This window comes from Rhodococcus sp. IC4_135 (genome assembly GCF_011602025.1).
Lineage (GTDB): Bacteria > Actinomycetota > Actinomycetes > Mycobacteriales > Mycobacteriaceae > Rhodococcus_F > Rhodococcus_F baikonurensis.
Window position 1 is genome coordinate 557,164 of record NZ_JAAOLG010000002.1, and the last position, 17,983, is coordinate 575,146.

General features: G+C 62.0%; 15 protein-coding genes and 1 tRNA gene. 9 read left to right on the forward strand and 7 right to left on the reverse strand.

The annotated features are described in order from the left end of the window. Nucleotides 1-6: 6 nt before the first annotated feature. From G8767_RS07440 to G8767_RS07450, 3 genes are read right to left on the reverse strand one after another with little or no spacing between them, the layout of a single operon-like run. A complete protein-coding gene (locus G8767_RS07440; RefSeq protein ID WP_166809737.1) occupies nt 7-1,335 on the reverse strand; it encodes an amidohydrolase family protein in 1,329 nt (442 codons plus the stop codon). Nucleotides 1,336-1,375: 40 nt separating this feature from the next. Continuing rightward, nucleotides 1,376-2,353, reverse strand: coding sequence for a 2-oxoglutarate and iron-dependent oxygenase domain-containing protein (locus tag G8767_RS07445; RefSeq protein WP_003942293.1), 978 nt, complete (start codon nt 2,351-2,353; stop codon nt 1,376-1,378). Between the two features lie 15 nt (nt 2,354-2,368). Then, complete coding sequence (locus G8767_RS07450; protein ID WP_095969141.1) at nt 2,369-3,541, reverse strand: ABC transporter substrate-binding protein; 1,173 nt, start codon at nt 3,539-3,541, stop codon at nt 2,369-2,371. A gap of 269 nt (nt 3,542-3,810) precedes the next feature. On the opposite strand from G8767_RS07450, the gene G8767_RS07455 reads away from it, so the two are divergent. The 4 genes from G8767_RS07455 to G8767_RS07470 are packed head-to-tail and all read left to right on the forward strand — an operon-like array spanning nt 3,811 to nt 7,255. After that, nucleotides 3,811-4,593, forward strand: coding sequence for an ABC transporter ATP-binding protein (locus tag G8767_RS07455; protein WP_166809738.1), 783 nt, complete (start codon nt 3,811-3,813; stop codon nt 4,591-4,593). Further along, a complete protein-coding gene (locus G8767_RS07460; protein ID WP_166809739.1) occupies nt 4,590-5,495 on the forward strand; it encodes an ABC transporter permease in 906 nt (301 codons plus the stop codon). The genes G8767_RS07455 and G8767_RS07460 overlap by 4 nt, the downstream gene beginning before the upstream one ends. Further along, entirely contained in the window at nt 5,492-6,562 is a 1,071-nt protein-coding gene (locus G8767_RS07465) for an isopenicillin N synthase family oxygenase (protein ID WP_166809740.1), read from the forward strand. The genes G8767_RS07460 and G8767_RS07465 overlap by 4 nt, the downstream gene beginning before the upstream one ends. 48 nt (nt 6,563-6,610) lie before the next feature. Continuing rightward, nucleotides 6,611-7,255 carry a GntR family transcriptional regulator gene (locus G8767_RS07470; protein WP_166809741.1) on the forward strand — a complete coding sequence of 215 codons (645 nt, stop codon included), beginning with the start codon at nt 6,611-6,613 and terminating at the stop codon, nt 7,253-7,255. A 4-nt stretch (nt 7,256-7,259) separates the two neighbouring features. Here the strand turns inward: G8767_RS07470 and G8767_RS07475 are convergent, their stop codons facing one another. Both G8767_RS07475 and G8767_RS07480 read right to left on the reverse strand, forming a co-directional pair. Continuing rightward, complete coding sequence (locus tag G8767_RS07475; RefSeq protein ID WP_166809742.1) at nt 7,260-8,036, reverse strand: lipase; 777 nt, start codon at nt 8,034-8,036, stop codon at nt 7,260-7,262. 73 nt (nt 8,037-8,109) lie between these two features. Beyond that, nucleotides 8,110-8,183: transfer RNA gene (locus tag G8767_RS07480), tRNA-Met, on the reverse strand. 448 nt (nt 8,184-8,631) lie between these two features. On the opposite strand from G8767_RS07480, the gene G8767_RS07485 reads away from it, so the two are divergent. After that, nucleotides 8,632-9,186 carry a transglycosylase family protein gene (locus tag G8767_RS07485; RefSeq protein WP_166809743.1) on the forward strand — a complete coding sequence of 185 codons (555 nt, stop codon included), beginning with the start codon at nt 8,632-8,634 and terminating at the stop codon, nt 9,184-9,186. Nucleotides 9,187-9,275: 89 nt separating this feature from the next. Here the strand turns inward: G8767_RS07485 and G8767_RS07490 are convergent, their stop codons facing one another. Continuing rightward, on the reverse strand, nt 9,276-12,251 hold the full coding sequence (locus tag G8767_RS07490) for a UPF0182 family protein (protein ID WP_166809744.1): 2,976 nt from the start codon (nt 12,249-12,251) through the stop codon (nt 9,276-9,278). Between the two features lie 183 nt (nt 12,252-12,434). Here G8767_RS07490 and G8767_RS07495 point away from each other — a divergent pair, with 183 nt between their 5' ends. Continuing rightward, nucleotides 12,435-13,022 (forward strand): PPA1309 family protein, encoded by a 588-nt coding sequence (locus G8767_RS07495; protein ID WP_166809813.1) that lies wholly within the window; start codon nt 12,435-12,437, stop codon nt 13,020-13,022. Nucleotides 13,023-13,047: 25 nt separating this feature from the next. Here the strand turns inward: G8767_RS07495 and G8767_RS07500 are convergent, their stop codons facing one another. Continuing rightward, complete coding sequence (locus G8767_RS07500) at nt 13,048-14,070, reverse strand: PDZ domain-containing protein (protein ID WP_185564396.1); 1,023 nt, start codon at nt 14,068-14,070, stop codon at nt 13,048-13,050. Between the two features lie 123 nt (nt 14,071-14,193). Here G8767_RS07500 and G8767_RS07505 point away from each other — a divergent pair, with 123 nt between their 5' ends. From G8767_RS07505 to G8767_RS07515, 3 genes are all read left to right on the forward strand, one after another. Then, nucleotides 14,194-15,594 (forward strand): zinc-dependent metalloprotease, encoded by a 1,401-nt coding sequence (locus tag G8767_RS07505; protein ID WP_166809745.1) that lies wholly within the window; start codon nt 14,194-14,196, stop codon nt 15,592-15,594. Between the two features lie 101 nt (nt 15,595-15,695). After that, on the forward strand, nt 15,696-16,634 hold the full coding sequence (locus G8767_RS07510; RefSeq protein ID WP_095969132.1) for a hypothetical protein: 939 nt from the start codon (nt 15,696-15,698) through the stop codon (nt 16,632-16,634). A 7-nt stretch (nt 16,635-16,641) separates the two neighbouring features. Continuing rightward, nucleotides 16,642-17,982 carry an AarF/UbiB family protein gene (locus G8767_RS07515; protein ID WP_166809746.1) on the forward strand — a complete coding sequence of 447 codons (1,341 nt, stop codon included), beginning with the start codon at nt 16,642-16,644 and terminating at the stop codon, nt 17,980-17,982. Nucleotide 17,983: the final 1 nt, after the last annotated feature.

Below are 17,983 nucleotides of genomic sequence, written 5' to 3' on the forward strand. Positions count from 1 at the left end.
GCACGGTCACATCGCGCTGAGCGTCCGTATCAATTCCGCCTCGTCGACGCGCGTGGAGTGCCCGTCGCGGAGCACGACCTCGCCCGCAACGAACACCGTGTCCACGATCTGACGACTGCCCGTCGTGAGAATGGACGCGCCCGGATCTCGCACCGGGAGGCAGCCGAAGTCACGTTCGAACCGAATCATGGTGAGGTCGGCGGGATCGCCCACGGAGATCCCGCCAGACCTGGCCGGCAGACCGAGTGCTGCGTTTGCACCGCCGGATGCGATGTCGATCATGGCCTCGAAGCCGAACAGGTCGGCGCGGCCGCGCGCGGCTCGCTGCACATAGGCACCGGTGCGCAGCGTCTCGAGCATGTCCTGAGTGTCGTTGCTGGCTGCGCCGTCCACACCCAACCCCACCGCGATCCCCGCGTCGAGGAAACTCGGGACGGGCGCGATTCCGCTACCGAGGCGCATGTTGCTGACGGGGTTGTACGACACTCCGACGCCGCGCTCCGCCAACACCTTCTGACCACGGTCGTCTAGTTCCACGCAGTGGACCGCCAGCACCCGGTCCCACAAAAACCCATGGGAATCCAGGTAGTCGACCGCGTTCACGCCCGCGTGTTCGGTACACATCGCGTTGTCGGTCTGCGTCTCGAGCAGGTGAATCGAGACCGTCAGGTCGCGAGCCTGCGCGAACTCACGCACTTCCGACATCCCCTCCGGGGTCAGCGAACGCGGGTTCGGTACCGCGACCGCCACGTCGACGCGGGAACCGACAACGTCGCGCATCATCTGATCCGTATGTGCGAGAACATCTCCGAGTGGTTGCATGAGCCGCGGATCGAAGCCCCACTTCCTCGTCTTGTCCGCCCGGTCTGCGGTTCCGCGTCCCAGCACGGCTCGAATTCCGGTGTCGTGCAACGCCCGGATCACGGCATCGTGAACCTCGCTGGACGGGTGCGGCCACATGTGTTCGACCAGGGCCGTCGTACCGCTGCGCAATGCCTCCAGCGAGGCTGCGACAGATGCCGCGTATGCGCGCTCCGGCGTGATCTGAACCGACTCTTCTGCGACCGCGAGTAGCCATTCGAGAAGCGGTGTCCCTTCGGCTATGCCACGCATCAGTGACTGCTGAAGGTGCGTATGTGTGTTGACGAACCCAGGGATCAGATACGCCCCCGAGCCGTCCACACTTCCAGGTGTGGCAGTGCCGGTCGACTTCTCGATCGATTCGACCACCCCATTCGAGACGACGACGTCACGGCCGGTCAGCCATTGCCCGCCGCTGTACAACGTCACGTCCCGGATGATCGCGTCGGTCATGTTCTTGGGCGCGGTAGTCATCGCCAGTTCTCCTGGAAGTGTGTGACGGAACGGATACGGATCAACGCGCGAAGTTCGCGCGTACTCGCTGGTCGATGTAGTCCTCGGCAGTAATCGGCGGGTACTTGCCCGCTGGGCCCTCGATGGTCACGTCGCGGTTCGCCTGAGCGAAGAACGCGAGGCTGTAGCGGGCTCCCCGATAGTCGGTGACTCCGGGACTCTTGACTCGATGAAAATTCGACGGCAGGACGTCATCACTCCATCTCATCAGCATGTCGCCGATGTTGCAGGTGATCGCTTCCTCGGCCGGCACCACCGACGTCCATTCCTGGGTGTCCATCTCCTTGCCCGGGCACAGTTGCAACCCGCCCTGACCGTCACGCTGGAAAAGCAATGTCAGGCAATCGAAATCGGTGTGTGCTCCGGCACGCCACATCCCTTCGACATCTGCGTCGGCGGCAAGGGGGAAGTAGTGGAGTAGTCGCAGTGTGCTCTGGTAGGTGTCCACGGACGGGTCATGTGCCCTGGTGAAGAAGTCTCGTTCGAATCCCAGCTTCTCGGCGAAGCACGAGAGCAGGTCCATCGCAATGCCCCAGCACTTGGCTTCGAAGTCCAGGATCGTTTCGCGGAATCCGCCCAATTCGTCTGCAGTGGGCCACAGATCACCCATATGCGGGCGGGTCACCTGGTAGGACTCTTTCTGATCAGGTGTTCCGATGGAGGGACGCACCTGCGTCATGCTCTCCCAGCCGGAGTTGAAACCCTTCTTGAGCGGATACTGCGCTTTGACCTCAGTGGGCAGTGCAAAGAATCGCTCGGCCGCCGCGAAAGCCTCGCGGACCTGGTCCAGATCGATTCCGTGATTGACGATTTGAAAGAATCCGATGTCGGTCGCTGCCGACCACAACTCCTCGGCGATCTCGCTTCGCCGGTTCTCGAAGTCCGAGAGATCGATTCTTCGGACCTCGCGGTCGGTGGTCTCCGTGCCCAGGCCACCCATGCGAGTCTCGCGGTTGAGTTCTGTCATGTCGTACGTCATTTGCTGTCAGCTCCTTCAGCGGATTCCGATGGACCGATCGGTGAATTTGTCGGTGTAGATCTCTTCAGCAGTCAGTGACTGCGGTATCGCCGCACCCCCGGAGTTCAGGATGGGCTTCAGTTCTTCGACGGTGTGGGCGACTCGCGTCATGTCGAACGTGCCGACAGATCCGTCTGCCTCGTTCGCGATCAGGCCTTTTTCTTTCAGGAGCTGGGCACTGAACGCTGCTTCACCCTCGGTGTAGGGAGAGAACGACACGTCCTGCGAGACGACGTCGACAATGGCAGCATTCGCCGTATCCGGCGCAGTGATGTAGTCCGCGGTGGCCTGCTGAATGATCGGAACCAGCTTGCTCAAACACGGCGAGAGTGTCTCGACCTTGTCGGCACGAACGGAAACATTGGACGCGTAGATGTCGAAACCCGAATCTTTCAGCAGGTCATAGGAAACCGGCTTCTCCCACGCCGGCGTCTCCTTCTCGTACGTGTACGGTTCCGAATTCGCGAATCCTTGCTGAGCGATGGTCGGGTCACCGACAAATCGCGAGGGAGCTCCGTCGTAGCTCGTGTCGAGCTGAGACTGCTTCAGTAGTCCTTTCGCAACGAGCCACTGCGGAAAGAGTTGCTCTTTGGAAACGACGACACTCGCGTCGGACTTGCCGATGTCGGCAACACTCGTCCAGTCCGGATGCGACTCTTTGTCCCACATGAGGATTGCCGGACTGTATTTGAGCAATGGCGTGACGGCCACAACGGGCTGACTTGCCGCGGCCGCGATCACCTGATCGCCGTGCACCAATCCGAGAGTGATGGAATCGTCGACGTACATCTGGGAGCTGACGGATTGGAATCCGATTGCCGGTCCCCCGGCCCGCAAGGTCAGGTCGACTCCGGTGTCCTTCCCTCCGGCGACGAGAGTCCCACTGACGGACTTGTCGTCGGTGTCGACCGAATAGCCGGGACCGAGCATCTCGAAGAGCGCTCCCATATCCGACTGCGGCTGCCATTGGAGTTGAACCACAACGTTTTCCGGACAGAGTCCCGCCAGGTTCTGAGCCTCAGCAGCTGGTTCGAGAGATTCAGCCTTGGCCGTCTCGGCCTCACTGGAGCTGCACGCAGTCAATCCGATGGCTGCACACAAGGCCAGTGCCGCGCCCGCCGCTCCCACACTTCTGCGATTGGAATGCATCTTGCGGTTTGAACACACAGCGTCTCCTTCGTGAAAACAATTGGGATGTGGGCGAACCAGGCAGGGTGATCCGATGAGCACACTCTGCAGCACTTGGATTACATGCAATGCACTTGTTGTTTCCATCAGGTAACGCACGCCGTAGTTCGACCTTCACCTGCAATGTCACCTCACATTTACATTCAGCAACATAGACGACATACATGCAATTTAAGATAGTTCCTATAACTTGAAGAACTTTTGCATGCATTATCGAACCGGAGGCTCAGATGGAACTCGCGAACACGATGCAGGATGCCGACGCTCGCAAGCTCACCGCGCCGATGCAGATGGTCTTTTCCGACGTCGTCAAGAAGTTCGATACCGGCACTGTCGCGCTGGACGGCATCGATCTGGACGTGGAGCGAGGAGACTTCGTCGCCGTGGTCGGGCCCTCCGGCTGTGGCAAGTCGACTTTGTTGCGCATGGCGGCCGGCCTCGAGCGACCGACCGGCGGAGCGGTTGCCCTCGACACCGAATCAGTTGGCTTCATCTTCCAGGAGCCGACTCTCCTCCCCTGGCGAACCGTGCAGGCCAACGTCGAATTATCCGCCGAACTCGGTGGCGGCGACAAAGCAGCGCGAAAATTGCGAGCCGACGAGGCAATTCGCGCAGTGGGCCTGGTGGACTTCGCGAAACAACTGCCCAATGCGTTGTCAGGCGGAATGAAGATGCGCGTCTCTTTGGCGCGAGCGCTCACTCTCGCACCTGCTGTGATGCTGCTCGACGAACCTTTTGGTGCGCTCGACGAGATGACACGACTGGAGATGCAGGTAGAGCTCCAAAGGCTCTACACCGACAAGGGGTTCACCTCGATGTTCATCACGCACTCGGTATCCGAGGCCGTCTACCTCGCAAACAAGGTGGTCGTCATGACCGCCCGGCCTGGACGAATCCATTCGGTCGTGGACATCGATTTCCCGTACCCGCGTAGCCCGGAACTGCGCTACGACGCCCGATACACCGAATACGTCGCCGAGATCTCGGCCAGTCTGCACGGGAGCCTACGATGACCGAAGTTCTTGCGGTTCAACGAGAAAACGCCACACGCCCTACCGTTGTTCGCCCCGATTCTGCGACAACGAGCCAAGCCGAGGTACAGCCTCGACGGTCCTCTCGAATGAGAGCGTTCGGCGCCCTGGTGCTCTATCCGTTGCTCTCACTTGCCGGCGCGGTCGCAGCGTGGTCGATCGTCAGCTACCTCGTCCTCTCCCCCGAACGCCGGTTTCTCCTCCCGCCCCCGAGTCAGGTGCTGACCAAGTCGCTGCTCGACTGGAAACATCTCTCTCCCATGCTCGAAGCCCTCGCCGTGACGGCGCAGGTTGCGCTGGTCGGCTTCGTCGTCGCAGTGGCAGTCGGCGTCGGAACCGGCGTGTTGATGAGCCAAGCCAAGTGGATCGAGCGGATCGTCTATCCGTACGCCGTTGTTCTGCAAGTCATTCCCATCCTTGCCATCGTCCCTCTCATCGGCCTCTGGTTCGGCTACGGCATGACCGCTCGTACTCTGGTGTGTGTTCTCATCGCAGCCTTCCCGATCATCACCAACACACACTTCGGATTACAGTCGGTCGATCGCGGATTGCACGAACTCTTCACCCTCGGACGAGCGTCACGGTGGGATCGACTGGTGAAACTCGAACTGCGAGCGGCAATGCCGGCCATTCTCACCGGCATTCGCACCGCCTCCGGCCTCGTTGTGGTCGGTGCCATCATCGGCGACATGTTCTTCGCCAAAGGACAACCCGGGATCGGAACCCTGCTCGACGTCTACCGAAGCCGCCTTCAGTCCGAGGATCTGATCGCCGCGATCGTGATCGCGTCGGTGTTCGGCGTCCTCGTCTTCTCTGCCTTTGGATTTCTCTCACGTGTGCTCGTCGGCAAGTGGCACACGTCCGGCCGCAAGGACTTTAAATGACCCACGAAATTCCTGTCTTCGACATTCCTACGATCGATATCACCCCGTACCGCCGCGGCGAGGCAGCGGGTGCGAACGCAACCAACAGCACTGCCTGCGCGGAGGTCGCAGCCCAACTCGATCGTGCGTGCCGGGAGGTCGGATTCATACAGATTGTCGGACACGGCATTCCACGATCGGTGACCGACGGACTGGCCGACGCTCTCGACGAATTCTTTGCTCTCCCACTGACGGTGAAGAACAACTATCGCCGTCCCTCGTCCGAGAACCGTGGCTACTCACCACCGAAGTCGGAATCACTCAGCATGAGCCTGGGCGTCGCCTCTGCAAACCAGATGAACGATTTCTACGAAGCGATAGTCGTGGGCACGCAGGTGAGCGACTATCCGGGCGTCGACCTGCCCGAGTCCAGCTACGCCGCCAACACCTGGCCCGTGGCCGCGCCCGGATTCCGACCGGCCATCGAAGAGTATTTCCGTCATGCACAGGGCTTGGCACGAATCCTGATGTGCGCCTTTACCGACGCCCTCGGATTGCAGCCCGGGTACTTCGATTCGATGCTCGACCATTCGATCGACGCGATGAAGATGAACAACTACGCACTGCCCGAGGGTGAGATCCGCATCTCCGGCGACATGACGGGAATGGGCGCTCACACCGACTTCGGAATCTTGACCATCCTGTGGGCAGATCAAGTTCCGGGCCTTCAAGTTCTGAGTGCCGATGGCGTATGGCACGACGTCCAACCTGCCGACGGCGCACTCTTGATCAACCTCGGCGACGCGATGGCACGCTGGACGAACGACCGATGGCGCTCGACGGTGCACCGAGTCGATCCACCTGTCGTCGATGGTCAGATCATCCGACGTCGCTCTGCTGCATTCTTTTTCGACGGAAACCACGACGCCGTCATCGAAGCACTGCCAGGGACTCTCGCACCGGGCGAAGTGGGATACCCGCCGATCACGATCGCTGAGAACATCGCGGCCAAAGTGGCCGGACTGAAAGGCGCGACGGCGCCCGAGGTCGACAGTCGCAGCGCTGACCGAGTGCGCGCCGCTGGATAGCCGCTCCCGGGTACGGTCGAGATCGTGCAGGATCGAAATGAGGACAAGATGACCACCACCGAACGAGCTTTACTCACCGAGTCCGTGCACGAAACGCTTCGCGAACTGATCTTTTCGGGAGAGTTGGCGCCGGGGACACCACTGAGTGTTCCCGCACTGGCGAGCAAACTCAACGTCAGTCGAACGCCGGTCCGCGAGGCCGTGCAGCAGTTGATCTACGAGGGCATCGCCGTCCACACCCGAAATGCGGGTGCAAAAGTTGATTCACTGGACGCAGAGTCGCTGCGCGCGGTCTTCGAGGTGCGTGAGGTTCTCGACGGTCTCGCGGCATTGCACGCGACAGCCAATGCCACGCACGAAACCGTGTCACAGCTGAACAAGATGGTGCAGGTGCAACGCGAACTTCTCGAGAGCCCGCCGGATCAGCGTCGGGATTCGAAGCTGGACCTCGAGTTCCACACCTTGATTCGTGAGACTGCGTGCAATCACCCGCTCAGTGAAGCCCTTCACCGACTGGACGGACAATCACATCTCTTCCGTTCGGACATGTGGAGCCTCGAGCTCAATCGGCGGATCGCTGTCACCGAGCACGCTCGTATAGTCGCGGCCATCGAATCGGGTGACGCCTTGGGAGCCAGAACTGCCGCGAGCGCACACGTAGCCGGGCTACTCGTCCGAACAACCCGGACCTGAAGCCTCACCGAAATGACGGGAACAACGAGTCCGGCCAGGCGATGTCGCCGTCGCTCTCGTCCACCAACGAACCGACACAGTCGCGTCCCAGCGCACTGATCGTTCCCGAGAGCACCTCTGGATGCTCGAGTTCGGTGAGGTGGTCTGCTCCGGTTCCGGCACCGGGAACGCCATCGATGTACACCCGGCACTGGCCCCCGTCCAACCGACCGTCCGCCCACTCACCCGAGCTCTGTACCACCGAATAGTAGGCGGAACCAGGAGTGTCCTCACCTGAGTTCAGCTTGGTCAGAACCTCGGAGAACATGCAGGTGTCGTAACCGTCGACAGGGCCTTGCACGCAGCCACCGGGGCTGCCGTATTGCGGCGCTCCGATTGCGACCAATGAATCCACGGTGTCGGAGCCACCGAGGAACTTCGCGTAGTACCGGGCACTCAGTCCGCCGGCGCTGTGCGCGACCACGCCGACATATGTGGCGTCAGCAGCGTAGGTACGAATCGCCTCGGCGATCAATTCGGCATCTGCGGCAATCGTTTTGCCGGGAGCACCGACGAAGTGCGTCTCGTAGCCCGCATCCTTCAGTGCCCCGTCGAGGGCGCGGTAAGGCGCCTGATGTGCCTCGCCTGAGCTGTACAGCTGCTGGCCCGGAACGATGAAGACCACGCGTTTCCCTGTCGCGCCCCCTCCACCGGCGGTGGCAATGCCACCAGAGAGCACCAACGCAGCCGTCACGAGGAAAGCGGTCACTGCCGAAGACACGGGCACCGTCGAAAATCGCACGTCGCAACCCTACGACGGACGCACGCAAAAAAGGACCGCCGCACTGGAATCCAGTGCGGCGGTCCTTTTCTAGTAGCGGGGACAGGATTTGAACCTGCGACCTCTGGGTTATGAGCCCAGCGAGCTACCGAGCTGCTCCACCCCGCGATGCATGGACAAAGTTACACGAGCAGATGAACGGAACGCAAATCGCCTGCGCTGGAGCGAAATACACGCCTGAAAGTCACAAATTCGAGTGACTGGGTTCACAAAATACTCGTGAGGATCAACACATAACAGGTATGTAACGAACACACCTCGAAACCGCATCGGAACGGCCCTACCAGCGCAAACTGCAAAATTCGCCTACAAGAGCCGACCGGGCAGTCCGGAAAATCGCGAATCGACCCTCGTTCAGCGCTCCCGTACGGTCGGTCCCGGCCCGAATCAACCGGGCGAACGCCGACCCGCCGCTGCTCGACTCTGCCCCGCGGGATCGGAACCCCCGAAACCTTCGAGGGGCAGAGGCACGGAGAGACAAGCGCCCGGGAAGTCAGCATCACCGCGACCCGCAGGCCCGCCGATGTCAGCAAGCGCGGAGAGGATTTACCCCGACATGACGTACACCAGCATCAGCAAGCGTGCATTCGGCACATTGGCAGTAGCCGGCGCACTTGTCGCAGTGCCCCTCACCATGAGCACCGGCACCGCTTCCGCAGCCACCCACAACTGGGACGGCGTCGCACAGTGCGAGAGCGGTGGCGACTGGAACATCAACACCGGAAACGGCTATTACGGCGGCCTGCAGTTCTCGCAGAGCACCTGGACCGCCAACGGTGGCACCGGCTCGCCGGCCAACGCTTCCAAGGAAGAGCAGATCCGCGTCGCCGAGAACACCCTGCAGAGCCAGGGCCCCGGCGCATGGCCCGTCTGCGGCCAGCGTCTGACCGTCGCGAGCGAGCCTGCAGTCGAAGAGGCTCCCGCCGCAGCACCGGCTCCCGTCGCCGAGGCACCAGCAGTTGCTCCCGCCATCGAGATTCCGGCCGAGCTCAAGCCCGCCGCACAGCAGGCTTACGACACCGCTCGTGACCTCGCCGGCCAGTACGGCTTCGCCGCACAGTTCCAGCAGCTCGCCGATGCCAACGCACCGATCGTTGCTGCACTGCGCTGATTCAGCTCGCACAGCTTCACCCTGAGCACACAAGAAGGCCCACCATCCGATCGGATGGTGGGCCTTCTGTGACTCACGAACGATGTCGACTAGCTGGGCGGCAGCGCCTGGTAAGCGTCTACCGCCTTCTGCAGACGATCCAGCGCAGCTCCGTAACCACTGAAGTCACCGTTCTGTTGCGCGGACTTCAGCGCATCCATGGCAGCGTTGACCTCTGCCAGAGCCTTCGACACATCTTCCGATGATGCCGGACCTGTAGGCGTCGTCGGCGCCGTCGGTGCGGGGGTGGTCTCGGTTCCCGCCGGCGGTTCCGTCGTGGCAGTTCCACCCGGTGCCGTGGCAGCGCCGGCGGCTCCACCATTGTCGAAGACCTGATCAAGTGCCTCGGCCAACGTGGATGCGTATCCGACACGAACCCTGCTGCCTGCCTTCGCAGACTCCTGGTAACTCACGAGGACTCGGGAGAGCTGTGGGAACGAGGTCGTCGTGTTACTTCGCTCGGTATACATGGGTTCGACGTAGAGAATTCCACCCTCAGCGATCGGCAGGGCCAACTGGTTGCCGTATCGGATCGTGTTGGTTCTCTCCAGCAGTGCCTTCTCCGAGCCCACACGAGCATCCGAGATCATCGAGTTCTGCGACTGTGACGGACCCTGCGTCTGTTTGTTGACGGGCAACTGCAGGACAGTGATCTTGCCGTAGTCCTTCGGATCCGAATTCACGGTGATGTAGGCCGACAGGAAGTCTCGCTGGAATCCCACCATCGGACTTGTGAGCCGGAACGACGGCGCGCCGGTTTCCTGGTCCCCCACCATCACGTAGTAAGGCGGTTCGTTCTCCTTCGAATTCTCGACCGTCGGCTCGTTGGGCACCGACCAGAAAGCATTGTTGGTGAAGAACTCGGTCGGATTGTCGACGTGGTACTTCGCCAACATTTCTCGCTGGACCTTGAACAGGTCTTCTGGGTAGCGGAAGTGTGCCCGCAGATCGTCCGAGATGTCACTCTGTGGCTTGACCGTGTCCGGGAACACGCCCTTCCACGCATTGAGAACCGGGTCGTTGTCGTCGACCTGATAGAGCGTCACGGTGCCGTCGTAGGCATCAACGGTTGCCTTGACCGAGTTGCGGATGTACGACACTTCCTTCTTCGGCAGCAAGCGGCCGGTCGTCGCATCCACACTGTCCGCGACCAGTCCGTCCAGTGAACTGCGCTGTGCGTACGGATAGTTCTCCAGTGTGGTGTACGCATCGACGATCCAGACGATCTTGCCGTCGACTGCTGCCGGGTAGGCATCTCCGTCAGTGGTCAACCACGGAGCAACCTGACCGACGCGATCGCGAGGATCACGGTTGTAGATGATCTTGGAATCCGAACCGACGGCACCCGAGAAGAGAATGTTCCTCTCCGTGTACTTCGCTGCGAAAGCCAGGCGATTGACCCAGTTTCCGATCGAGACGCCACCGGAACCGGTGTAGGTGTACTTGGTCTGCTCGGTGTCGTACTCGCGAGCTTCCGAACCACCCGCACCACCGACGATTGCGTAATCGTCAGCGCCTTGACCGATGACCTCGCCGTAGTAGATGCGCGGCTGATCGACCTTGATGACCTGTGTTCCCGCGTCCTGCGAGGCGATGTCGCTGACCGTGTAGATCGGGTAGCCCGCATTGTTGTTGTTGGCGTTGTCCTTCGTCGGGTCGAGGACCGGCGCAGTGATCTTGTTCGCCGGAGCGGCCACCAAGCCGTCACCGTGCGTATAAACGGTGTGCTTGTTGATCCAGTCCGTCTGGTTTCCCTGCAGGTTGTTCGGTGAGATCTCACGCGCCGCCACGATGTAGTCGCGCATCTCTCCGTCGATGTCGTAACGATCGATGTCGAGCGAGGGTGGGAACCCGTAGAAGTTCTGACGCTGTTGCTGCTGAGTGAAGGTGGGCGACAGAATGTTCGGGTCGAGAAGTCGAGCATTGGCAATAGTGGTGACATCTGCCGGCACTTCGCGCGGAACCGCGTCACCGTCACCTGAGTAAGGCTGATAGGTGACCTTGTCGTCCGTGATTCCGTAGGCCTGCCTGGTAGCCGCGATGTTCCGCTCGATGTACGTGCTCTCCTTGTCCGCCGCGTTGGGCTTGACGGAGAACTGCTCGACGATCATCGGCCAGACTGCGCCGACGAGCACTGACGAGAGAACCAGCAGAGCAACAGCCATAGCCGGGATACGGAGGTCGCGGGTGAAGATCGCCGCAAAGAACGCCAAGGCACAGATGATCGCGATGGACATCAATATCAGCTTTGCCGGGAGCACAGCCATGATGTCCGTGTAACCCGGGCCGGTGAACGTGGGCTCTTTACGGCCGCTGGAAAGCAACGAGTAGCGATCGAGCCAGTAGGCGACGGCCTTGAGCAGTACGAAAGTTCCCGCCAGGATGGCCAACTGCACACGAGCGGCGGTCGTGAACGTCCCCGCCCGTCCGGCCAATTTGATTCCACCGAAAACGTAGTGGGTGATCAGATTTGCCACGAAGGCAAGCAGGATCGAGACGAACAACCAGTTCAACACGAAACGGTAGAACGGCAGATCGAACGTGTAGAAGCTGACGTCCATGTTGAACTGCGGATCGGTGATACCGAAAGCCTGGCCGTTGAGGAACAACTGGATGGTGACCCAGTTTGCCTGCGCGATGAGACCGGACAAGACGCCGATCGCCACCGGAATGATCACGCCGAACAGACGAAGCCGCGACATGACGGTGGTGCGGTAGCGCGCGATCGGATCATTGGGTCCGGAAACCGGGACGAACACCGGACGCGCGCGGTACGCGAGAAGCATCGCGAGCCACACGATGGCTCCGACGACAATTCCGACGACGAGGAAGAGTACGAATCGCGTCAGCAGAACCTTGGTGAACACACCACGGAAGCCGACTTCACCGAACCACAACCAGTCCGTGTACATGCCGATCAGTCGCGGCCCCACGAGCAGCAAGGCCGCCACTACGACAGCCACCACCAACAAGATTCGACTGCGTCTGGACAGAGAGGGTAAACCTGCGGGGGGCCGCATGCCCACGTGCCACGCTCCAAGATTTGGCGACGCCGTGGCGTCGCAACCGATTGCATCGATCACTGCGGCCACGCCCGAGTGGACTTGGCCGTTTCCGACCACTCTACGTAACAACGGTCACGGGTTGACAACACGGAGAGCGGGGACACGGACAGAAGGTGGGAGGATGAACGTGTGAGTGAAGAGAATATGAGCAGATCACCGAGTGCCCTCGCCCGGTGCGTTCATGAAGTTGTCGACCACATCGACGCCGAAGGCTGGGATCAACCGCCGAAGCTGTACGCGTTGGTGCCCACCGAAATGCTCGCCGCGGCCGAGCCCGGACTGCTCGACCAACTCGCCGAGGGCGCCGAATACACACCGATCGAACAGGAATCGCTTCCCGAGGACATCATCGGCGGTTCTCGCGCACTCGACGAGTTCCTGGCTACGACCCATTGGCCCGAGTCGGTGCAGGGCTGCATCCTGGTGCAGGAGATCGTCGTCCTGCCGCCCGAGGCGGAATCGGATCTCGATCACGCGACAGCGCCGGTGTTGACCGATCAGCACGCGGCGGACGAGGTCGCCCGACTGACTGCCAACGCGCATCCCGATCGACGCGAAGCGCGACTGTTCGTCGGCGTGCTGCGAGACGGTCCTTCGCTGTCGCTTCTACAGATGCGTCCCGACGAGGATGCGGATCCGTACGGCGACTTGGAACTGCTCACCTACGACGGTCTTGCACCTCACCTCGTGCACGCGCTGTACGCGACGCTCGACGAGGTCGACGAAGACTGACGGCTCTCTATTCTGCAAACAGCTTTCAGCAGCGGGGTGCGTCGCCGCCCGTGTTGAGACTCTCCAGTGAGTCCACTGCGCCGGGCAGGTTGTCGACCTTGACGAGTCGAAGCCCGTCCGGCGCATTCTGTTTCGCCTCGTCACAGTTCTGGGCCGGTACGAGGAAGGTCTCCGCACCGGCTTCGGAGGCGGCGATCAACTTGTACCGAATGCCGCCGATCGGACCGACTTCGCCGGCGGAGTCGATGGTGCCCGTCCCGGCCACGAACTTTCCGCCGTTGAGCTCCCCCGGAGTCAGCTTGTCGACCAAGGCGAGTGTGAACATCAGTCCGGCAGAGGGACCGCCGATGTCGGCGAGATTGAACTGCACGGTGAAGGGAACGTCCGGGACCTCGTTCGGCGTGACGCCGAGGTAACCCGATTCGGGCTTGTTGGGCCGCGCCCCGACCGTGACCGGCACAACGGTCTCCACACCCTCACGAAGGACGGTGACGTCGATCGCGGTGCCGGGCGCGATCTCACCGACCGTGTCCTGAACGCCGGTGATGGTGGTTACCGGAGTGTCGCCGATCTTGACCAGGACGTCGCCCTCTTGCAGGGCACCCGCAGCGGGGCCGTCCGGAGTCACCTTGGACACAGTGAGTGCCACCGGCTTGCCGAGAAAGTGCAGTGCAGCCAACTCGGCGCTGTCCTCGGACTGCTGGAAATCGGCGGTGTTGGCCTGCTGGATCTCTTCCTTCGACTTCTCGGGCGGATAGATCTCCGAGCGTGGGACGAGTCCGTTGCTGCCACTCGCCCACAGCCCGAACGCTTCGAAGATGTTGAGGCCGTCGCGAACCGACACCGTTGTCATGTTGAGGTTGCCGTCGGTGGGATCGACCTCGGTCCCCTGGATGTCGACGACGGGCTTACCGTCGACGTCGCCGAGCGTGTTGAAGGTGGGGCCCGGACCGAGTGCAACATAAGGAACAGTGACCATTGTTCCGACGACTCCCAACACGACGATGGGTGCGAGTGCGGCCAGGAGCGTCACTATCCGTCGATTCACCTGATCCAGAGTAAAGCGCGACGGCGCCAGAGCGCCGATCGCACCGCCTGAGCGCCGCGCGTGTTCGCCGTCAGCGTGACTCGGAGGGCGACTCCGACCGCTCGAGCCTTGTACCGTTGAGGTATGAGCAATATGCCGTTCGGCTTCTCCAACTCCGACGACGATCCCGATCGCGACAAGAACGCGGCGGGTGGCAATCCGTTCGGGGGTGGTGACATGCCGTTCGGGTTCGGCGCGAGCGGTGAGGGATTCGATCCGGCTCAACTCGGCCAGATGCTCACCCAGTTCGGGCAGATGCTGAGCGGAATGGGCTCGTCGATGGGCCAGGGCGGTACGTCCGGCCCGGTCAACTACGACATCGCCAAGAAGCTGGCACGCCAACAGATCGGATCGGTCACACCGATCACCGAGGGCAACGTCAAGGCGATCGCCGACGCCGCGCACCTGGCCGAGATGTGGCTGGACGCAGCGACAACGCTCCCGGCCGGAGCGAGCCGCACTCTCGCCTGGACTCCCAACGACTGGCTCGACAACACGATCGACACGTGGAAGCGACTCTGCGATCCGGTGGCCGAGAAGGTAGCGGGCATGTGGGTCCAAGGACTTCCCGCCGAAGCGCAGCAGATGGCGGGCCCGATGCTGGGCATGCTCGGCCAGATGGGTGGACTCGCGTTCGGCTCGCAATTGGGCCAGGCACTCGGCCAACTGTCCACCGAGGTGCTCTCCTCCACTGACATCGGCTTGCCCCTCGGACCCGAAGGCACCGCGGCCCTTCTCCCCGCTGCGGTTCAGGCGTTCAGTGAGGGTCTCGAACAGCCGCATCAGGAAGTTCTCGTGTTCCTCGCCGCGCGTGAAGCGGCCCATCAGCGCCTCTACAGTCACGTTCCGTGGCTGCGCCAGCGTGTTCTCGCCACAGTCGAGGAGTACGCCCGCGGGATCACGATGGATTTCTCGGCGATGGAAGAGTTTGCCAAGGACCTCGACCCGTCTGCTCTCACCGATCCGAGCAAGCTCGAGGCGCTGATGCAGCAGGGCACGTTCGAGCCGCAGAACACTCCGGAGCAGAAGGCTGCTCTCGAACGTCTCGAGACACTGCTTGCGCTGGTCGAGGGTTGGGTCGAGACGGTGGTCACCGCCGCACTCGGCGAGCGACTGCCCGGTGTTGCCGCGATGAGCGAGACGTTGCGTCGTCGCCGTGCCACCGGCGGCCCCGCCGAACAGACCTTTGCGACGCTGGTCGGACTCGAACTTCGTCCTCGTAAGGTCCGCGAAGCGGCCGGATTGTGGCAGAAGCTCACCGCGGAAGCCGGTATGGATACTCGCGACGGCGTCTGGTCACATCCCGACCTGATGCCTGATTCGAGCGATCTCGACGCACCGGACGGGTTTGTCGCCCGTGTCCTCGGCGGCGGCGACACCGACAATTTCGACGACCCGATCGCCCAGCTCGAAGCCGTCCTGGCAAAAGAGCGTGCGGCCGAGGAAGCGATGGACAAGACCCGCGAGGACGACGAAGAGAAGTAATCTCTTTGTGCCACATTTTCGCAGATCAGCCACGATGACGGCCTGTGGATAACTGCCGCTGAGGCAGACTCGCCGGACGAACGCCATGCCAGCATCGAACGATGACCGGTGACAGGCAACACGACGCCACACAGAACAGCACTTCACAGCGATCCGCGGGACCCCGATGGGACCCGCGGATCGCTGTTCTGTCGCGCCCGGACGGTCGACTGCAGCTGGGATGGACACCCGGACGTGCCGTCCTGCTGACGCTGCCTGCCGGGGTCGATGCTCGCGCAGTGAAGTCGATCCTGCGCACGATGGACGGCTCGAAATCCCGCGCGGCCATCCTCTGGGAAGCGTCGAGGCGCGGGATTCCCACGTCGGTGACGGAGCAGTTTCTCGCGCAACTCGCCGATTCCGGTTTCGTCCACACTGCCCGCAGAAACACCGCGACGGTCCGGATCCACGGCGTCGGTCCACTCTCGGACGCCGTCGAGCGCGCACTGGTCACCGGCGGAGTCAGCACGCGTCGCTCGCGCGGGTATCGCAACACCGATGTCGTGCGCTCGTGGAACGAGCAACTGGTGGTCCTGGCCGACGACGTCGTCACCGATCCACGTTTGGTGAGCGATCTCGTTCGCTGCGGACTCCCCCACCTTTCCGTCCGCATCCGGGACGGTAACGGTGTGGTCGGCCCTCTGGTCCTGCCAGGTCGGTCGAGTTGCCTGCGGTGCGCCGACATCATCCGATCCGAACTCGACCCTCATTGGCTTCATCTGTCCGCGCAGCTACTCGGCAGCGCGGGTCACGCGGAATCAGCGATGATCCATGCAAGTGTCGCGCTCGCCTTGGCCGAGATCGACGCGACTCTCGGTGCCCTGGACCTACCCGGTGTCGAGGACCTGCCCAGTGCGGCTACTGCGGCCAGTCTGTCGTCGACGCTCGAGATCGCGCTGCGCCCGTATCGGATCACAACCAGGCGCTGGCCTCGGCAAATATCCTGCAGTTGCCAATACCTGGCACCTGTTTCGGGCAAAGGACGCCCCAGTCAGACATGATGGTGTGGTGTCCGAGATCCCACGCAAGAGTTCTGCCCGTACTGCCAAACTCGCGAGCATCCCCTTGGGGATGGCCGGTCGCGCCGCCATGGGCTTCGGACGCAAGCTCGCCGGCGGCGACAAAGGCGAGATCGACGCGCAGTTGAGCGCGAAGGCCGCCGAGCAACTGTTCGCGGTGCTGGGCGAACTCAAGGGCGGCGCGATGAAGCTGGGCCAAGCGCTCAGCGTCATGGAGGCGGCAATTCCGGAGGAATTCGCGGAGCCGTACCGCGAGTCGCTGAACAAGCTTCAGGCCGCCGCCCCGCCACTGCCGACAAAGCAAGTACACAAGATGCTCGACCAACAACTCGGAACCAAGTGGCGTGACCGATTCCAGTCGTTCGACGACGAACCGACCGCGTCGGCCAGCATCGGGCAGGTTCACCGAGCGGTCTGGGCCGACGGCCGCGATGTAGCCGTCAAAGTTCAGTACCCCGGCGCCGACGAAGCTCTGCGCGCCGATCTCAAGACCTTGGGCAGATTTGCCGGCCTGTTCGGTTCGGTCATGCCGGGGGTCGATGTGCGGCCCGTGATCGAGGAGTTCACCGCACGCACGGAGGAAGAACTCGACTATCGGATCGAGGCGAACAATCAGCGAGCTTTTGCCAAAGAGTTCGACGGCGATCCGCAGTTCGTGATCCCGCACGTCGTGGCGAGCGCGCCGAAAGTGGTCGTGACCGAATGGATGACGGCAACCCCGCTGACCAGAATCATCGAGAGCGGAACGCCGGAGCAGCGCAATGCTGCCGGTGCACTGCTCGCCGAATTCCACTTCGCGTCTCCGGCCCGTGTCGGCTTGCTCCACTGTGATCCGCACCCCGGCAACTTCATGCTTCTCGACGACGGTCGACTCGGCGTTATCGACTTCGGTGCTGCTGCGCCGTTCCCGAACGGGCTGCCGCGGGTTCTCGGCACGATGGTGCGCTTGGCGGTCGAGGAACAATTCGACGAATTGACGGAGTTGTTGCGCGCCAACGGTTTCGTGATTCCTGGACGCACAGTGACCGACAAGGAGATCGCGGATTACCTGCGACCATTCACCGACCCGATCCAGACCGAGTCATTTCACTTCACTCGAGCGTGGCTGCAAAAGGCCGCCGGAACTGCCACTGACTTCAACAGTGCGCAGTTCCGAACGGCCCGTGCACTCAACCTTCCGGCCGAGTATTTGATGATCTTTCGTGTTCTTCTCGGTTCGGTCGGCATATGCGCCCAGTTGGACGCATATGCCCCGTACATGGAAATCCTGACTCGCTGGTTGCCCGGGTTCGCGGAGCCGGTTCTGGATGAAACCGGCTCCGCCGAATAAG